At 61.2% G+C, this 18,056-nt stretch carries 13 protein-coding genes and 1 tRNA gene; 3 read left to right on the top strand and 11 right to left on the bottom strand.

The features are described 5' to 3' along the window. Positions 1-10: 10 nt before the first annotated feature. Positions 11-1,099, bottom strand: a complete 1,089-nt coding sequence (locus NMA52_RS13210; protein ID WP_254828162.1) for an AI-2E family transporter — start codon at positions 1,097-1,099, stop codon at positions 11-13. A gap of 89 nt (positions 1,100-1,188) precedes the next feature. Between NMA52_RS13210 and NMA52_RS13215 the strand changes: the two genes are divergently transcribed. After that, positions 1,189-1,599 (top strand): secondary thiamine-phosphate synthase enzyme YjbQ, encoded by a 411-nt coding sequence (locus tag NMA52_RS13215; RefSeq protein ID WP_254828163.1) that lies wholly within the window; start codon positions 1,189-1,191, stop codon positions 1,597-1,599. Here NMA52_RS13215 and pnuC read toward each other — a convergent pair. Both pnuC and NMA52_RS13225 read right to left on the bottom strand, forming a co-directional pair. Further along, positions 1,564-2,217, bottom strand: coding sequence for a nicotinamide riboside transporter PnuC (pnuC, locus tag NMA52_RS13220; RefSeq protein WP_254828164.1), 654 nt, complete (start codon positions 2,215-2,217; stop codon positions 1,564-1,566). The genes NMA52_RS13215 and pnuC overlap by 36 nt on opposite strands. A 6-nt stretch (positions 2,218-2,223) precedes the next feature. Next, positions 2,224-3,138, bottom strand: a complete 915-nt coding sequence (locus NMA52_RS13225) for a PfkB family carbohydrate kinase (protein ID WP_254828165.1) — start codon at positions 3,136-3,138, stop codon at positions 2,224-2,226. Positions 3,139-3,235: 97 nt separating this feature from the next. Here NMA52_RS13225 and NMA52_RS13230 point away from each other — a divergent pair. Beyond that, positions 3,236-3,309, top strand: a tRNA-Asn gene (locus NMA52_RS13230). A 42-nt stretch (positions 3,310-3,351) separates the two neighbouring features. Here the strand turns inward: NMA52_RS13230 and NMA52_RS13235 are convergent. Both NMA52_RS13235 and NMA52_RS13240 read right to left on the bottom strand, forming a co-directional pair. After that, complete coding sequence (locus NMA52_RS13235) at positions 3,352-4,698, bottom strand: hydroxymethylglutaryl-CoA reductase (protein ID WP_254828166.1); 1,347 nt, start codon at positions 4,696-4,698, stop codon at positions 3,352-3,354. Between the two features lie 21 nt (positions 4,699-4,719). Continuing rightward, positions 4,720-5,778, bottom strand: a complete 1,059-nt coding sequence (locus tag NMA52_RS13240) for an isopentenyl-diphosphate delta-isomerase (protein ID WP_254828167.1) — start codon at positions 5,776-5,778, stop codon at positions 4,720-4,722. Between the two features lie 197 nt (positions 5,779-5,975). Here NMA52_RS13240 and NMA52_RS13245 point away from each other — a divergent pair, with 197 nt between their 5' ends. After that, on the top strand, positions 5,976-6,485 hold the full coding sequence (locus NMA52_RS13245; RefSeq protein ID WP_254828168.1) for an SPOR domain-containing protein: 510 nt from the start codon (positions 5,976-5,978) through the stop codon (positions 6,483-6,485). 67 nt (positions 6,486-6,552) lie between these two features. On the opposite strand, the gene NMA52_RS13250 is transcribed toward NMA52_RS13245, so the two are convergent. The 6 genes from NMA52_RS13250 to clpB form a co-directional block, all read right to left on the bottom strand. Continuing rightward, positions 6,553-6,846: a rhodanese-like domain-containing protein gene (locus NMA52_RS13250; protein WP_254828169.1), complete on the bottom strand. Its 294-nt coding sequence runs from the start codon at positions 6,844-6,846 to the stop codon at positions 6,553-6,555. 55 nt (positions 6,847-6,901) lie between these two features. Next, the gene (locus tag NMA52_RS13255; protein WP_254828170.1) at positions 6,902-9,379 is read right to left on the bottom strand and encodes a T9SS type A sorting domain-containing protein; all 2,478 of its coding nucleotides are present in this window, start codon (positions 9,377-9,379) and stop codon (positions 6,902-6,904) included. A gap of 44 nt (positions 9,380-9,423) precedes the next feature. Continuing rightward, positions 9,424-12,975: a PASTA domain-containing protein gene (locus tag NMA52_RS13260; protein ID WP_254828171.1), complete on the bottom strand. Its 3,552-nt coding sequence runs from the start codon at positions 12,973-12,975 to the stop codon at positions 9,424-9,426. Positions 12,976-13,061: 86 nt separating this feature from the next. Continuing rightward, on the bottom strand, positions 13,062-13,487 hold the full coding sequence (locus NMA52_RS13265) for a DUF2141 domain-containing protein (RefSeq protein WP_254828172.1): 426 nt from the start codon (positions 13,485-13,487) through the stop codon (positions 13,062-13,064). Between the two features lie 88 nt (positions 13,488-13,575). Further along, entirely contained in the window at positions 13,576-15,078 is a 1,503-nt protein-coding gene (locus NMA52_RS13270) for a trypsin-like peptidase domain-containing protein (protein ID WP_254828173.1), read from the bottom strand. Positions 15,079-15,188: 110 nt separating this feature from the next. Beyond that, complete coding sequence (gene clpB / locus NMA52_RS13275; RefSeq protein WP_254828174.1) at positions 15,189-17,846, bottom strand: ATP-dependent chaperone ClpB; 2,658 nt, start codon at positions 17,844-17,846, stop codon at positions 15,189-15,191. Positions 17,847-18,056: the final 210 nt, after the last annotated feature.

Consider the following 18,056-nt stretch of genomic DNA (forward strand, 5'->3'; position numbering starts at 1 on the left):
GGCGCGGGAATTAATCCTGCCCGAGCAGATAGGCGTAATCCTTGGTACCTTCTACGTGGCTGAACACGATGCGCAGCATGGCCACGACCGGTATGGCCACGATGGCCCCCACCGCCCCCCAGAGTACGGTAAAGGCGATGACGGCGACGATGGTGGTCAGCGGGTTGATGTCGACCTCGTCGCCCACGATGAGCGGAGTGAGGATGTAACTCTCGAGCATTTGCGCGACGGCCATCGTGACCAGCACGCCGATCATGGCCGAGGTGCCGCCCCCACCGGCCAGCGCGATGGCCAGCGCCAATCCACCGCCGATGATGTTGCCGAGGTAGGGAATGATGCTGAGTACGGCGGCCAGTACGGCTATGATCAGGGCGTATTCAAGGCCCGACACCAGAAAGCCTCCGGTATAGAGCACGGAGAGAATGAAGATCAGGATCAGTCGACCCTTCAGGTACTTCTGGGCAACGTCGGCACTTTCGTTGATGGTCTGGTGAGTGAGCCCGCGCTTATCCTCCGGGGCCCGGCGCAGCACGAATACCCGCAGCCGCTCCTTCTGCGACAGGAAGAGCACTACGTACACCAGGATGAGGAGGAAGTCCCCGACAACGCCTAGCGTGGTAGACAGCAGGCCGGTGATCTGGCCCCGATTGATGGGCAGCTTACCGGCAATACTGCCCGTGGTGTTGCCCCCGCCGGGATTACCGATGGGTAACTGGGCGGATTGTCCCGTACTATCGGCGGTGGATTGCCCCTGGCTACTTCCGGTGGAGGTCGGCAGTTTTTCCTTCACCTTCTCCAGTTGCTCACCAAGTCGCTGTTCGATTTGCGGCCAGTTCTCGGCGAAGCGGGTAGCCTGCTTACCGACGGCGAAGAAGAGGGCGGCGAAGACCAACAACAGGACGGAAACGGCTCCGGCAATGGCGAAACCCGGTTTCCACCCCCAGCTTCGGAGCTTTTCGTCGATGGGGTCGAGCAGCACCGCCAGCAGTCCGCCGACCGTCAGCGTGAGAAGTACCGGCTTTCCGAAATAAAGAATCGTGACGACGCCGATGACGAGGGCGAGCCGGAGGACAACCGCGGTGAGTTTAGACGAGGGCATAGATGGCAGGGCGTTTACCCTTTGATAGGTCGTCGCCCCACCCACTGTTCACTCCGCCGTACTTTTGCGCCTTACCCAATCCCACCGCCGTGGTCGCCCAATCTACCTTCCGCCTCGCCGCACGCCCCCGTGGATTTCACGTGGTAACCGCCGAAATCACCCGTCACCTGCCCACCCTTCCCCGGACGGGCCTGCTTCACCTGTTTATCCAACACACCTCCGCGGCCATCACGGTCAACGAAGCGGCGGACCCGGACGTCCTGGCTGACTTTGAGTCGATCTTCAACAAACTGGTGCCCGAAAATATGCCGTTCCTGATCCATACGCTGGAGGGTCCCGACGACATGCCGGCCCACATCAAGGCGGCCATGATCGGCAATGCCATCACGTTGCCCATCACCGAGGGGCGCATCAATCTGGGTACCTGGCAGGGCATCTACCTGTGTGAATTTCGCAACCGGGCTTCAGAGCGCAGTCTGGTGGCTACGGTCTACGGTTGATCGCCACGTGAAGTAGCCGTACACTGCCATGATCACGTACAGGACCATCAGCAGGGCAAAGAGCGTGGCCCCGGAACGGAAGTAGATGTAGACATACACCGCGTCGATCACCACCCAGTACAACCAGTTCTCCAGCCTGCGCCAGATAAGCAGGAAGGTGGCGATGATGCTGAAGCTGGTCGTTATGGCGTCCAGGTACGTCTGGGTGGCCGTGGCTACGGCACCGACCACGTAGCCCAGCAGGAGCCCGACGGTCAGTCCCAGGGCTAACGTCACGGCGTGTTCGCGTGCGTCCATGCGTAAAATTCCCGTCTGCGGTCCTTCAGCAGGCATGGCTACGGCGTCCAGCATCGGATTGTCGGGGCGGGTCGCGCGGGAGCGTTGCCAGCGGAACAGTCCGACCCCCGCCATGACGAGGTAAAACAGTTGGAGTAGGGCATCCGATACCAGCCGGTACACGACGAAGGACTGGTAGGCCCATAGCAGGGCGCTCACCGCCGCGAAGAACCAGCACCAGTTATTGTCGCGCGCGGCTAGCCACACGTACGCCAGCGCGGTCAAAGTAGCGATCCACTCTACGATCTCCGTCGCCTGGATCTGATCGAGCAGAACTTCCATCCTGGCTTACAGGCTCACGTTCATCAGTTCGACGAAGCGGGCGACGCGGGCGTCGATCTGCGCGCGATCGAGGTTTTGCATGCGCCGGGTGCCGAAGTCTTCCACTACGAAGCTCGCCATGGCCGAACCGTAGATCACGGCCCGCTTGAGGTTAGCGAAACTGAGGTCGTCGGTGGCGGCCAGGTAGCCGACCAGTCCGCCCGCGAAGGTATCGCCGGCCCCGGTCGGGTCCACCACTTTGGGAAGCAGCAGGGCCGGTGCGTAGAAGACCTTATCTTCCTCGAAAAGCAGAGCTCCGTGCTCCCCCTTCTTGATGATGAGGATCTTCGGCCCCATCTCCACGATTTTGGCGGCGGCCGTGAGCAGGCTCCGTTCCCCGCTGAGCTGCCGCGCCTCCTCGTCGTTGATGATCAGGATGTCGATGCGTTTGAGTACCTCCTTCAGATCGGCGAGGGCAACGTCCATCCAGAAGTTCATGGTATCGAGGGCGATCAACTTGGGGCGCCGGGCCATCTGGTCGATCACGCGGGCCTGTACCGAGGGGGTGAGGTTGCCCAGCATCACGTAGTCCGTATTCCGGTATCCTTCCGGCACCTTGGGGTCGAAGTCGGCCAGCACATTAAGCTGGGTGTCGAGGGTGTCGCGGCCCATCATATCATCGTGGTAGCGACCGGCCCAGTAAAAGGACTTCCCCCCGGGGATCACCTCCACGCCCTCCAGGCTGGCCCCCCGCCGCTCGAGGTCGGCCAGGAAGTCATCGTTGTAGTCGCCGCCGATCACGGACACCAACTGTACCGGCTGGGTGAAGTACGTCGCCGCCATGGCGATGTAGGTGCAGCTTCCGGCCTCGATCATTTTGACCTCTCCGTAGGGGGTGTACACATCATCGTAGGCCAGGGTTCCAACTGCGAGCAGACTCATAATTTATTTTTTTGCGGGGGCAAAGATTGCAAAATAAAGCGGGACGGCGTAAATTTGCGTCCGCTTAGGCAACCACCCGGTTTGTCTTGAGTGCCCTGCCTCAGTAGCTCAGTTGGTTAGAGCGGCGGACTGTTAATCCGTAGGTCAAAGGTTCGAGCCCTTTCTGAGGCGCATTTCCCGAGGGGACGCAATGGTTTGCGTCCCCTCGCTCGTTTACCCCCCTACTCCCCCTTCCCGCAGTCGATCGAGGTACTGCCGCACGCCGTGGTGGCTGACCGTGCGCCCCCGGAAGAATTCGGCCGTTTGTTGGCGTTCCGGCGGACTGGCCTGCAGACTGGACAGGATATTCTGTAAGTGCATCTTCATGTGGCCCTGTTGAATACCCGTAGTGACCAGGCTGCGCAGGGCGGCAAAATTCTGGGCCAGGCCGGTAGCCGCGGCGATGCACATCAGTTCCCGCGCCGACGGCCGCCCCATAATGTCGAGGGCCAGATCGGCCAGTGGATGCAGGCGGGTAAGCCCCCCTACGGTGCCCAGGGCAAGCGGGACGGTCAGTTCGAAGTGAAAGATATCGTCCTCGACGCGGCAACGGCTCAGGGAGCGGTAGCGACCACTTTCGGCCGCGAAGGCATGAGCGGCGGACTCCACCGCCCGGAAATCGTTGCCGGTCGCCAGCACGACCGCATCGATGCCATTCATGATTCCCTTATTGTGGGTAACGGCCCGGTAGGTATCCTCGCGGGCGATATCTACGGCCAGTCGGAATCGGCGCACGAAATCCGCGGCGTCGACGCCGGATCCGGGGATATTCATCTCCTCTATGGGGCAGCTCACGGCGGCCGTAACCACGCAGTTCGGCGTGTGGTTACTCAGGATGGCCATGATGACTTCCACGTCACGCTCCTCATCACTGAGGGCGGCGCTGGTGGCCGACCAGGCCTCCAGTTCGGTGGCGTACGCTTCCAGTACGGTGTTGATGAAGTTGGCGCCCATGCTGTCCCCCGTTCCGAAACGGACGAGCAACTGGTAGCACTGGGGATCCACGGTGGGCAGGTGCTTCCAGGTGAGCCCGCGCACCCCCCCGCCCCGGGCCTCCATCCGGTCGGTGATGCCGGCGGTCGCACGCTCCAAGTGAGCCTTCAGATCGGGCAGTAGGGCGGCGCGGCGGTCGGGGTGTCCCGCCCAGCGAAAGTGCAGCTGGCCCAATTTTTCGGTGGCGACGACTTCGACCCGGAAGCCCCCCCGGGTGAGCCAGTACTTCGCCGAACTGCTGGCGGCGGCGACGACGCTGCTCTCCTCGGTGACCATGGGTACGGCGTAGGTCTTCCCGTTGATGAGAAAGTTGGGGGCAATGCCGAAGGGGAGGGGGAAACTGGCGACGGTGTTCTCGCTGAAGTTGTCGAAGACCTGCTGCAGATCGCCGCTGTCGGCATCGAAGTAGGTGAACTCTTCGTTCGTACGTCCGGGAAGGAACTGGTTCAGCAGCCACTCCCGCCGTTGACGTTTATCGAGCTTACTGAACCCGTTGATCCGTCCGTTTTCCTGCTTGTTGTCGGCCACTGCGTGGAAGGTGTATGGTGATTAGCGCCGGGGGTGAAGATAGGCCTTTGCCAATTCCAGTCCCCGAAGCTGGGTAGCGACGTAGCGGCGCAAGCTGTCGTAATCTTCCCGGGCATGCCGCAGGAAGGCCGACGCCTGACCGTAAATGGCCGGCATCCGGGCGATCTCCGTCAGGTAATACCCGTCGAGGAAGCCCTGTACTCCCCCGCTGATGATGAGATTCTGGCACCGGAGTTGGAGGTGTTCGTCTGACGTCAACGCATTGATCCGGTGCACCATATCGGTCGCCGAATGCCCCACCCGGGTGAGCCCCCCGTAAGCTGACCGGGCCAGCGCGTCGGAGCGAAAGAGTTCCAGTTTGCTGAAATTGGTCCCCCCGTTCGCGGCGGTATCGAGCGCCAGTAGGGGCAACTCCAGGAGGGCGCGTAGACTCGCCGGTCCCATCCCCTGCCCTACTTCCTTCACGATGAGCGGCAGGTCCGGCAACTCCTCCAGCAGGGCACGTACCGTGTGGATGGGCGCGACGGTGAAGCGGTCGCCCTCCGGTTGCAGCCACTCCTGCAGGGGATTGACGTGTACGATGAGCCCGTCCAGTTGCAGGGCGTCGACGAGTTGGGGGATCATTGCCAGTTCGCCCCGTTCGAGAAGGATTTGCACCTGGGCGGAGCCGAGGTTGGCGAAGATGGGGGCGTCCGGGCCGGCCGCAGGCCGGACGTTGAAGTCATGGAAGCGACCGTCGTCGTACAGCAGGCTGCGGCAGGATCCCAGTCCCATGCCCAGGCCGAATTCACCGACCGCCCGGGCCAGATTATGATTGATGGTATAGGCCTTATCGGTCCCCCCCGTCATACTGCTTACCCACAGCGGAGCACGCAGGGTGGCCCGCCCCCATTTCATGCGAGGCAGACTTCCGGGAACCGGGTGAGCGGCGAGTAGGGGTTCGTAGTCGAAGCGGTCGTCCAGCATGCCGTGCTCGACCTGCGACTGGAAGGCCAGCTCGATGTGGTCGTCTTTCCGACCGGGGGCGGTGGGATCGTTGGGCACCGCGCCGGGCAGGTGAACGGGAGAGGGTTCGGGCATACCAAAGCCAACGTTGGGTAAAAAGAATGGTTTAGCGCAAAAAAAAGGGAGCGCCGATTCGGCACTCCCTCTAAAAACGGTCTTTCCAAAAAGCAAACACTTGACAAAATTCTTTACTTCGCCGCTCCCTAGAACCGGGAGGGTAGTTATTTCCTTAGGTGTAAGTCCTCACTATACATTGTCGAACTGACTTACTGATGAAATCATCCATTCTCGTTCCCCTGATCCTTATCGTCTGCCTGCTCGCGCTCGCGCTGCTGATCTCCCAGGCCTTTACCGCATCAAACCAGGATAATGAGCCCGAAGATACCAACTTTACGGGCGCACGGCCAAACGAGACCGGGGAGGATTCCGTCGACTTCTATGACATCCAAACGGCCGAAGAAACCGGAGAGGAACCCGTAGTGGAAGAACTTTTCGCCGTTACCGAAGCGGATTCCGCCGATGCATCTCCCGGCGACGCTACGTTTGGCGACGACGGGCGGTTTCTCGTGATCGCCGGCACCTTCCGCCAGGTCATCAACGCCCGTGCTAGGGTCAACGACCTGAAAAGGGCCGGATTTTCCGAAACCGAAATGGCAAAATTCGACCGGGGTACCTTCGCCGTGGCACTCGTCGATCGCTCGAACGACTACACCGAGGCCACCCGTATGGCCGAACGCGTTCGCTCGGCCGGTTTTGAAGCCCGGGTGTACCGCAAAAGATAGTCCTTTTTTAGTACATGCTTTCGACCTGCCTCCTCCGGGCGGGAGAGGGGCCGTTTACCGTTTTCGTCTATCCCTGGTAAGCCAGCATGCCGCCTTCCAGGTTGCGGACGTTCTTGAATCCACATTGCCGCAACAGCTCCTGCGCCATCGCCGAACGCTTACCACTCCGGCAGTACACGATGATCTCCTGGTCGCGGTAGGGGGTAAGCTTGTCCATCGACATACTTAGCTGGCCCAGGGGCACGTGAATACCGCCTACGTTGAATTCCGCGCGTTCGTAATCTTCCCGTACGTCGAGTAGAACGTAGTCGTTCTTGCCGTCGGTTTCTCTTTGCTTCAGCTCCTCTACGGTTGCTTCCATTGTCGGTTTCAATTTCTCTTCAAAGGGTGCCCAACAAGCTCAACGACAAAATAGATTAACGCCTGACAATCTTGTGACGACTGACGCGATCTCCGATTCTGCACTCCAGTACGTACACGCCGGCGGGCAGGGTCGCCAGCGACACAACCGTCGCCGCTTTCCCGTCCCGCACCAACCGTCCGTCGGTGGTGAAGAGTCGGTAGCTGAGGTCCTTAAGCTTGAGCGCTTCAAGCGGCCGAATGTTCAGTACCTGCCCCGCCGGATTGGGGAAAACGTCTACAATACGTGTAGAAACGTCAATTTGTTCGGTGGAGGTAGGCCGCACCTCCGCACCGGAGAGCAACGGACGAATCATGATGGCTCCCCGGGTGGCCCCGTCAAGCGCCTGCCACCCGGCCCCGGCGTCAAAAAATTGCACGCCCGCCGGCTGGTTGTTCCGGTCGAATCCTACGGGCAGGGAACGATTAGCCGTCGGCTGCCGCCACCCCACGAAGAAATCGCCCACGGGCAGCGCTACGGCTTCGTCCAGCTCGTAACTACTGAATGCCTGCAGCGAATCCCGGTAGTAATCCTCGGCGTACAGGATGGGCACCTCGGTGGAGTACAATAAGGTCCCGGGCAGTCCCTCGGCGTCGGCTCCGTACACGACGAAATTTATGTTTTGGTCTCCGGTGCCGCCCAGAGTCCGGGGGATGCGGATGCGAATGCCCGTCAGCTCATCCGCCACGTAGGCCGTGTAGCGCTGCACGATCACGTTGCCGCTCTGGCCCTCAATTGCCACTTCCGCGCTTCCGTCGTCGTACGCCAGGTAATCTCCGAGGACGGTGATCTCACTCGCCCGATTGTTGCGGCCGATGCCGGGGGCGAAGGAGGCGTCCTCGGTCGCCACGGTCAGGTCGTAGGTGGTGCGCAGTCGATAATTCTCTTCCGGGTCGAGGTCAAACAGGAAGCTGCGAATCTGCTGGTACGTCGGCAACTGATCGAAGGTGGCCCCCCGGGTTTCGAAAGTACGGGGAGCGATGCCGTTATCCTGCCCGAAATAACTGGAGGGAAACAGGCCCCCTTCCGAACGGAAGGCGGGGTCGCCCAGATTCTCAACTAGGTAGGTGGAGGCCGTGACCGGCGTTACGTCCGCCCGGTGATTCCACAGTTTCAGGTAGATAGAGTCGACGAGCAGTGCCTGACCGCCCGCCTGCAGATGACGGACCGGCAGGCTCGTATAGGGAGCCACCAGCCGGAACGGGGCCTCGGTCAGCGCCAGATCCTGGGTGACCAGGGAGGTCGAGGTGTTACTGAGCTTCACGTAATCCAGGTGCCAGTTATCGACCGCCCCGACTTCGGTACTCAGGTTCAGAAACCGAAACTGGAAGCCGTCGTACTGGTAATCCGCCGCCACGTTCACCAGGTAGCCGGTGAAGGGATTGACGAACGTGTTGGATTCGGTGGTGGGCCGACCGGCCTGGGCGAAGACGGTATTCCATTCACCGCTCCGGTCCAGGAACTGCACGAGGAAACTGTCCTGCAGTTCCGGACGGTTGCCCAGTCCCTTTGGCTGAACATAGAACGACAGCACCGTGCCCTGTTTCCCGGCCAGATTCACGGGGCTGGAGGTCAGGTAGTCGCGGGGCTGGGCGATCCGGTTGTTCCCGCCGGTGTAGGGCTGCCCATTGTAATCGATCGCGTCGAAGGTCGCCACGCCGATCGACGGAGGACGAATACCGTAGTTCCGGTTGACGAGTACGTCCTCATCTTGCCACAAGGCTACCGCCGGACGTACACCCTCGTACGAGAAGTCGTCGAAGAAGGGCAGTTCCACCGATGGACGGTCGACCGTAAACGTGGTGCGGTAGGTATCGCACAGGCCAAATTCGTTACAAACCCGGACGCAGACCCCGTCAATCCCCCCGAAATTGGAAGCTTCGTACACGAAATCGTTGGCGGTGCCGAAGGCCCGCGAAAAGTAGCTCAGTTGACTGCGCCCCCCGTAATCCTCGTTGTCGCAACCGTTGATGGTGCGACAGACCGCCCCCCCCGGAAGTTCGTCGGTCGGGATTCCCACGGTGTCTATCGTACCGGGAGCTATCAACCGATTACCCAGTTCGATCGTGCGTCCCGGACGCTGTACGAGGATCACCAACTGCACAGTATCCGCGCACACGCCCCCCGGTGAGCAGACGGTAAGTCCCAGCGTATCCAGTCCCTGCTGCACGTCGGGGTTCGGGGTATACAGGATGGTGTCGCTGCGCAGGACCGCCGTGCCGTAGCGGGTGGTCGTACAGCCGATGCAACGGTAATCGTTGAGGTCGCTGCCGAGCCCGACGGTGTCCAGGTCGATCTTGATGGTACCTGCTTCACCGGTCACGATGCGCTCCACGCCCTCCAGCTCGGGTTCACCGCAGACGGCCCGGGCCGCAACGGTGGTGCCGCGGCGCGCGTCGTGGAGTTGCGGCTGCTCCATGAGCGGAACGATCCGTTGGGCCGTCAGGCTTTGTAGGCCCGCCAGCAGAAGAATGGGGAGGAGATAAGGTCGCATAAGTGTTTGTTGGCCAAGCTCAGAACGCTGCCGGCAATCAATAATTACTCACATCCCGTCGGAGGCGTATCGCTCAAGACCAGGTTCACCTTCGCCCCCGTTTCCATTACGGTGCCCGCCGCCGGCTCGGTGCGCTCGATGTAGGCTTCGTAGCGGTTCGTAAAGGTTCCGGAGACCGTACCGATCACCAGTTGGCTGCCGGTAATGGCGAATTCGGCGGTCCCGTACTGCTGGCAGCGATACTCGGGCAGGGTCACCTTTCCCCCCTTCCGCTGGGTGATTACGAAGTCGACGGTGCTCCCCATGGGCACCCGGACACCCTCGCGCAGGTCCTCGTCGGTGATCTTCCGATCGTCGTAGTAGAGGTACAGGATGGTCCCGTCTTCCTGCTTCGCGTCGAACTGCCGTTCGCGGACGCGGTAGCGAATGTTCTTCACCTTCAGCAGGCGCACGTACTGATTGTAGTCGTAGTTACCTACCAGTCCCGGAAGCTCCACCTCGGGGGCATCCTCGCTGAGCACGGTCAGGTAAACGGTACGGTTGTTCTTCACCCGGCTGCCCACCCGGGGCTGTTGCTGCACGACCAGTCCGGGGCGTTTGGCGGGATCGAAGGCGCCGATGGTCACGTCGATGTTGAGGCCCTCCCGCTCGGCTACCTCCCGGGCCTCGTCGATCAGCATGCCTTCGAAGGTGGGGATGGCCATGCTTTCTCCGTGATTGGTGTAGAGGTTCAGCCCGGTACGCAGGAGCAGAAACAGGACCGTCAACAGGAGGAGGGCCGCCCCGATGTTCTTCAGCCATACCATGGCCGGAGAAGGTTCGGGCGGGTCCGCGGGAGCCGTGTAGGCGGGAGCGGTAGCGGCCACGGGTGCTTCCGTCACGGGTGGGGTGACCGCGGAGCGTTGTTGCCGCTCCTTGGCGAAGTCCAGAATAGCCGCGATAAACTGGTACGGCTGGTAACCCGCGATGGCTGCCTGGTGGAAAATGGCCGTGGCCGGGGTCATGCCGGGCAGGTTATTCACCTCGATCACCACCGTCTCGGCCCGGCCGTCCGCGAATATCCGGACGAAGGCATCGATGCGGCAGTAGCCCTCGACGCCCAGCAGGCGGGCGGCCCGTTCCAGATCGGCCTTGACCTGTCCGGCGACGTGGTCGTAATCATATGCCCCAGAAGCCAGCCGGGCCGGCGTGAGGTTTTGCCCCTCCCCCGCCAGAAATTTCTCCTCCAGGCTGAGTACCTCTCCCCCCGCCAGGGCCTCGCTGGGCTCGAAGACTTCGTAGCGCAGCTCTCCGTCCGCACCGTAGTGGGTGAGCATTCCACCGGTAATCTCCAGGAATTTCTCGGCCCCGGCCGCGGTGATGGCCGCCTCGAAAAGAATGGACGACTTGCCCAGGGGCCATTCCTCCCCGGAACTAAGCTTCAGAACCTTGCGGGCCTGCCGTTCGCGGTTGCCGCCGGGCTGAAAGGTGAGCTGACAGTAAGCCACCAGTTCTTCCCGCCGGCGGATCAGCTTCACGGCCGAGCTACAGCCGTCGTCGACGGGCTTCGCGATGAGGGGGTAGCTGAACTTCTGCTCGACGCGATCGTAAAAGGCTTCGGCGTTGAGCAGGAAATCTTCCCGGCGCGCGAGCCACTGGTCGGTGACCGGCATGCCTCCCGCGCGGAGAACCTGCAGGGTCTCGTACTTGTCGATCGTGATGGCCGAGCTTTCGGGTCCCGAACCGTTATAGGGCAACCCGAGCCGGTCGAGTTTGCGCTGTACCTGACCGTCTTCTCCGGGCCGTCCGTGCAGGGCGATGAATACGGCGTCAGCCACCTCGGGCAGGCGCTCCAGGGGTAGATGAACGGGCTTGAAGACCACGTCGGGGTCGGCGTAGCGGTCCGTAATGGCGGCACACGCGCGGCGGATGTCGGCAATGGCGAGGTGATCTTGGGCATCGGCGAGCTTGTCGCGGATGTCGTCGGCGTTGTCCTTCAGGAGGAGATTGACGGGCAGTTGGTACAGAACGAAGTCTTCCCCGTGCTGATCGTCGGTCACGGGATTCGTCAGAAAGACGGGCAGGGGTCGGTGGGCTTCGCTGGAGCTCAGCTTTTCGTATATGTTACGGCCGCTCTCCACGCTGATGTGCCGTTCGAAGCTCGTACCCCCGAGAAGCACTGCTACCCTTTCTTTAGCTCCCGCGCTCGCCCGCATATCATCCAACGCGCGATCCAGCAGCGCCATCAACTCGTCGGCTCCCCGTTCCTGCAGGCTGGTGCGGATGATGTAAGTTAAAAACTGGGAAGGGCTCAGGCCGATCTCGGCCGCCTGGTGGAAGAAGAACGACGAGGGCATCATGCCGCTGGTCGTATTGGGATCGTTGAGGTAGATGGTGCCGTCCGGCGTGTAGAAGCCGTCGATGCGCGCGTATACGGCGAAGCCGAGTTCGGTAAACAACCGCTCCGTCTCCCGGCGAATGTCGTCGATCGCGGTGGCCGGCAGGTCGATGGGCGTGACCTTGCGGCTGCGGCCCGGCAGGTACTTGCTGCGGTAATCGAAGAGTTCGCCGGCGAACTTGACGATTTCCGTGGGGGGCAGAGCCACGACCCCGCCGTCGGGCTTGCGGAGCACGATGGTCGAAAATTCCTTGCCGTCGATAAAGCCCTCCACGATGACCCGCTCCTCGTTCTGGTGCCCCTCCAGAATGACCAGGGGGGAGGCCTTCTTATCCTTTACCGCCCGTTCCAGGTACTCGTGCAGCTCGTCCGGAGTGTAGAGCGTCAGGCGGTGGTCACCGCGTATGGCGTCCATCGGAAAGGCGATCCCGTCACGCAGGTCGCTGACGTGGCGCACATATTCGAGGCGTTCGGCGGGACTGCGATCCGCATACTCCTGCAACAACAGGTTTTCGCGGAAGAAAGCGGCGCTGACGGCCCGCTCGAAACCGGCGAGCCCCTCCTCTTCCTTCAGTATGTGTACGCCGATGCTGCTGCCCTGCCGGGCGGGGCGTATGACCATGGGCCAGCCGATGTCTTCCACCGACTGCTGATAAAAGGTATCGATCGGCGTCGTCCCGAAGGCCTCCCGCTCGATCACCAGGATCGGCGGCGAGGGATAGCCGGCGGCGGCCATCAGTTCCTTCTGTAGGGCCTTATCCATACCGATTTCACTGGCCCGGACCCCGCTACCCGTATAGGGGATACCGGCGTACTCCAGTTCACGCTGTAGTTGACCGTCTTCTCCGTACTCTCCGTGCAGGGCCAGAAAAGCCAGGTCGATCAGCTCGGGCAGTTCTTCCCGGCGGATGCGGCGACCGACGTGGTCGCCCGCTTCGTTGATGGCCAGTTCGTCCAGCGGTCCCAGACTCTCCTGGTACACCTGGAAGCCGTGGGCGCTAGCGGGAGCGAGGGAGACGGGCGGGAAGAAATCGCGAATACTGCCCCGGTAGAGGTACTGCCAGTCGAGTAAATGCCAGCGGCGGAAGCTATCGACGAATATGGGTACCGGCTCGAAGAGGGATTTGTCGAGGTTATCGTACACCGTACGCCCCCCCGCAAAAGAGATTTCGCGTTCCCGGGAAGGGCCGCCAAAAAAGATTCCTACTTTGATACTCATACGCTGGTTTGAACGATGGCCCGCCGGGGTGCCGTACGAGCGGCGAAGTTAAAGCAAATCTACGGGTGCTCCCCGCCGGCTCCGCCTCAGCGCAATACCACCGCGGGAAGGCCCGCCCGGGGATCGTACACGAAGCTCATTTCCGCAAATCGGGGGCGGCGGAACCAGCTGCGCAACGGACGGCTGAGTGCCCAGGGTTCGGCGGGCAACCCGAGAAAATTGGTGTCGAGCTCCCCGTTGTCGTTCAAGTCGTGGAAAACGGCAATGGCGTAGGCCTTGCCCGGCACCAGCCCCTCAATGCGTACGTGCTCGCAGCCGGTGGCGGTGACCCGGTGACTGACCAGGCGGGCCTTGTCCCGGTCAAGAAAATCGTCCTCGGACTCATAAATCCCTACCCATAGCGTACCTGCGGCCTCGCGTACGTTGTCTACGTTAAGCACCGGCACGGTACCCCCGCCCCCCGCCGAAGCGGTGGAAAGAGCGAGGAGTAGGATGAATATCGGAGGAGGCATACCGTAAAAACCGCCGGGCGGGTATAATGTGTGCGGGGCATCCCCCTTCCGAGAGATGCCCCGCAGCGAAAAGCCGGTTATCCGTCGTCTACTTGACGATGGCGTACTTATAGGTTTCGGACGGATTATCGGGGTATACTCCCTCGATGGTAATCACGTCCTTGTTGGTATCGAGGAGTTTCTTCAGTTGGTCGACGCCGGTTACTTTGCGGCCGTCCACTTTGGTCAGGATGAAGCCGGGGCGCACCCGGGTTTGCTGAGTAAGCAACCCATTGCCGAGGCTGTTAACCACCACGCCGCCGTCCAGACCGAGCTGAGCGGCCGTATCGTCGTTCAGTTCCTCGAATTCGGCACCCAGGGCGGTGTACTCGGTGGGCTGGTCCTCGACCCGCACGACGCCGGTCGTACCGTTCGAATTCTTCAGCTCGGCGGTCAGGTCGCGTTCCTTTCCGTCGCGCTCGACGGTCAGGACTACCTTGTCTCCCGGACGGTGACGGCCCAGTTGCTCCAGCAGGTCGCTGCTACGGAGGGTAGGTACGCCGTCTACGCTCAGAATGATATCGCCCTCCTTGACGCCCGCTTCCTGGGCGGCGCTACCGTCCATTACCTGCGCTACGTAAACGCCGTCGTTGCGGTCGATGTCGTCGCGGTCGGTGAGGGTATTCACTTGCTGAATGCGGGCACCGAGCAGACCGCGCTGTACTACGCCGAATTCCCGCAGGTCTTCGGCGACCTTCTTCACGATGGCCGAGGGAACCGCAAAGCTGTAGCCGGCAAACACCCCGGTGGGGCTACTGATGGCCGTGTTGATGCCGATCAGGTCGCCGTTCTGATTCACGAGGGCACCGCCGCTGTTGCCGGGATTGACCACGGCGTCGGTCTGAATGAAGGACTCGATCGCCAGGTCACCGCCGCTGCGGCGCACGATATCGATGCTGCGGCCCTTGGCCGATACGATTCCAGCCGTGACGGTGCTGGTGAGGCTGAAGGGGTTACCGACGGCCACCACCCACTGCCCGACCTTTACTTCGTCGCTGTTGCCGAAGGCGATCGGGGTTAGGCCGGTCTCTTCGATCTTGATCAGAGCGATGTCGGTGGTCGGGTCGGTGCCGATCACCTTGGCCGTGTAGGTGCGCTCATCGTTGAGGACGACCTCCAGGGTCTCGGCATCGGCTACGACGTGGTTGTTGGAAACGATGTAACCGTCACTGCTGATGATGACGCCCGATCCGGAACCCTGTTGCAGGGGCATCTCGCCGTCGCCGTCGCCCCGCCCGGGATTTCCAAAGAGGTCGCGCAGAGCGTCCGGCAGCTGGTTACCGAAGGGCGAACCGCCGCCCCGGGACGCGTAATCCGCCCGCTTACTGGCCTTGATGTGGACCACGGCGGGTAGCGCGCGCTCAGAGGCTACCACGAAACCGTCGGTGGGGGCCGGCACGACGCGCGGAGCGTTCGTGAAGTTGGTGTAGGTGGCGGGGCTACCGGGAACTTCGACGTATTTCGTCTTACCCCAGCCCAGATAGTTAGCGCCGCCCAGGGCGATAAGGCCACCCAGTACCGCGACGAATACGATTAGCAGTAATTTTTTCATGTTGACGGTTCAGTTTATTCTAACGACTCGGTAGATCATGGTATAAAACCCGGAAAGAAGACCATTCAACCTTCCTATTAGTTGGTAAGGTCGAATGGTCTTAACAAAATTTAACCCGCGGTGGATTCGGTCGGAGCGGCGATCCCCGGTCCGGCGACCGTACGCTCGCCCTGCCGGGCCTGCCGGAAGACGACCACGTCGCCGAAGACGTCCAGCACGATCTGACTGCCGGGCTTCACGTCGCCGCCCAGCATCTGCTTCGACAGCTGGCGCAGGACCCGCTTCTTGATCACCCGCTTGAGCGGACGGGCCCCGAACTCGGGATTGTAGCCCTCGGCGGCCAACCAGTCCATGGCCTCCGGAGCCACGGTAAGGGTGATTTCCTGTTCGGCCAGCATCCGCTTCACTTCGTCGAGTTGCAGCTCCACGATCTGGCGAATGTCGCCGCGGCTCAGCGGACGGAACATGACCACGTCGTCGATCCGGTTCAGAAACTCGGGACGCACGGTCTGCTTGAGGACGTTGAAGAGGGTTTCCTTGGTTTCCTCGATGATGTCCTCCTCGTTACCGCCGTCGATCTGGGAGAACTTCTCCCGGATGATGTCCGAACCGATGTTAGAGGTCATGATGATGATCGTATTCTTGAAATTGGCCACCCGACCCTTGTTGTCGGTTAACCGGCCGTCGTCAAGCACCTGCAGCAGGATATTGAATACGTCCGGATGCGCCTTCTCGATCTCGTCGAGCAACACCACGCTATAGGGCTTGCGGCGGACGGCCTCGGTCAGCTGACCGCCCTCGTCGTAACCGACGTATCCGGGAGGGGCACCCACCAGCCGGCTCACGGCGTGGCGTTCCTGGTACTCACTCATATCGATGCGCGTCATCATGTCGGCATCGTTGAAGAGGTAGTCGGCCAGGGCCTTGGCCAGCTCGGTCTTACCCACTCCCGTAGTTCCCAGGAAGAGGAAGGAGCCGATCGGACGATCCTGGTTACTCAGTCCGGTACGGTTCAGGCGGATCGAGTCGGCGACGGCCTCGACGGCCTCGTCCTGTCCCACCACCCTTCCGTGCAGGGCCTCCTCGAGTTTTAGCAGCTTCTCCCGCTCGCTTTCGAGCATGCGGGTGACGGGGATGCCGGTCCAGCGGGCGACGATCTCGGCGATGTCTTCACTGTCCACCTCCTCCTTCACCAGCATCTTGGCGTTGGACTGCATATCGATGAGGCGCTGATTGAATTCCTTCAATTCGGCCTCCGCGGCGGGGATCTGGCCGTAGCGGATCTCGGCCACCTGGGAATACTCCCCGGACCGCTCCAGGCGCATGGCTTCGTTCTTCAGCTCGTCGATGCGTTGCTTGGCCTGCTGGATGCCCAGCACCACTTCCCGCTCGCTTTCCCACTGGGCGCGCAGTTCGTTGCGGCGCTCCTCGAGGTTCGCGAGGTCCTGGTTGATGCGCTCGATCTTCGTCTGGTCGTTTTCCCGCTTCACGGCCTCCCGCTCGATCTCGAGTTGCCGGATACGGCGTTCGATCTCGTCGAGTTCCTCGGGCATGGAGTTCATTTCCAGGCGCAACCGGGCGGCGGCCTCGTCGATCAGGTCGATGGCCTTATCGGGCAGGAAGCGGTCGGTGATGTACCGTTCGGAGAGCTGCACGGCGGCCACGACGGCCTCATCCAGGATATTGATCTTATGGTGCGTCTCGTAGCGCTCTTTTAGTCCGCGCAGGATGCTGATCGCGTCCTCTTCGGAGGGCTCGTCGACGGTGACCTGCTGAAAGCGACGTTCGAGGGCCTTATCGGTTTCGAAGTACTTCTGGTACTCGGCCAGGGTGGTGGCCCCGATGGCGCGGAGCTCTCCGCGGGCCAGGGCGGGCTTCAGGATATTGGCGGCATCCATGGCCCCCTGCCCCTTTCCGGCGCCTACGAGGGTGTGGATCTCATCGATAAACAGGAAGATCTGACCGTCGGCCTGGGTGACCTCGTTGATCACGCCCTTCAGCCGTTCTTCGAATTCGCCCTGGTACTTGGCCCCGGCGATGAGGGCGCCCATATCGAGGCTGTAAATGTCCTTTTCCCGCAGGTCTTCGGGCACGTCGCCGTTGACGATGCGGTGGGCGAGACCCTCCACGATGGCGGTTTTACCCACACCGGGTTCTCCGATGAGAATGGGGTTGTTCTTACTCCGGCGGGCCAGAATGTGGAGTACCCGACGAATCTCCTCGTCACGGCCGATCACCGGGTCGAGCTTGCCCTCCCGGGCGCGCTCGTTGAGGTTAATGGCGTACTTCTCCAGGGAATTATAGGCGTTCTCGGCGCTGTTGGACGTGACCCGCTTACCTCCACGAAGTTCTTCGATGGCGAGTTTAAGTTCCTTGGCGCGCACCCCGGCATCTTTAAGTACCTGTCCGGCGGGATCGTTGATCTTCAGACCGGCAAGCCACAGATGTTCCAGGGAGACGTATTCATCGTTCATTTCCTTGGCCACGACGTTAGCTTGCTGTACCAACTCAACACCACTACGACTCAGCACTTGCTGAGCACCCGTAACCTTGGGTACGCCGGCCACGATGCTGTCGATGGCGGATTTGATGGCGTTAAGATTTACCCCCAGCTTCTTAAACAGAAAGGGCGTGACGCTCTCGTCCACCTCGAAAATAGCCTTAAAAATATGGCCGGGATCAATCGCCTGTTGTTGGTTGCCGACCGCGATTTCACTAGCCCGCTGGAGCACTTCCTGGCTCTTAATGGTGAAATTATTGAAGTTCATAGATCTTATAATTGGTAGTCGTCGTACCCGAGCAGGCCGGCGACCATCGTTTTAAAATTAAACGCCGACCGGGGAAGCGGGTGTTCGATTTTCCGGATAACCCCGTCGCGCATATCCAATTAGGCAAACAGCAGACCCAATGAAAGCGTCGGAATATTTGTCAGGTGTTTTCGCGGCTAATGCGCCATATTTTCAGGCGTAAATGGGGGG

Origin of the sequence: Lewinella sp. JB7, from assembly GCF_024297185.1 — a bacterium.
In the GTDB taxonomy this organism is placed as follows: domain Bacteria; phylum Bacteroidota; class Bacteroidia; order Chitinophagales; family Saprospiraceae; genus Neolewinella.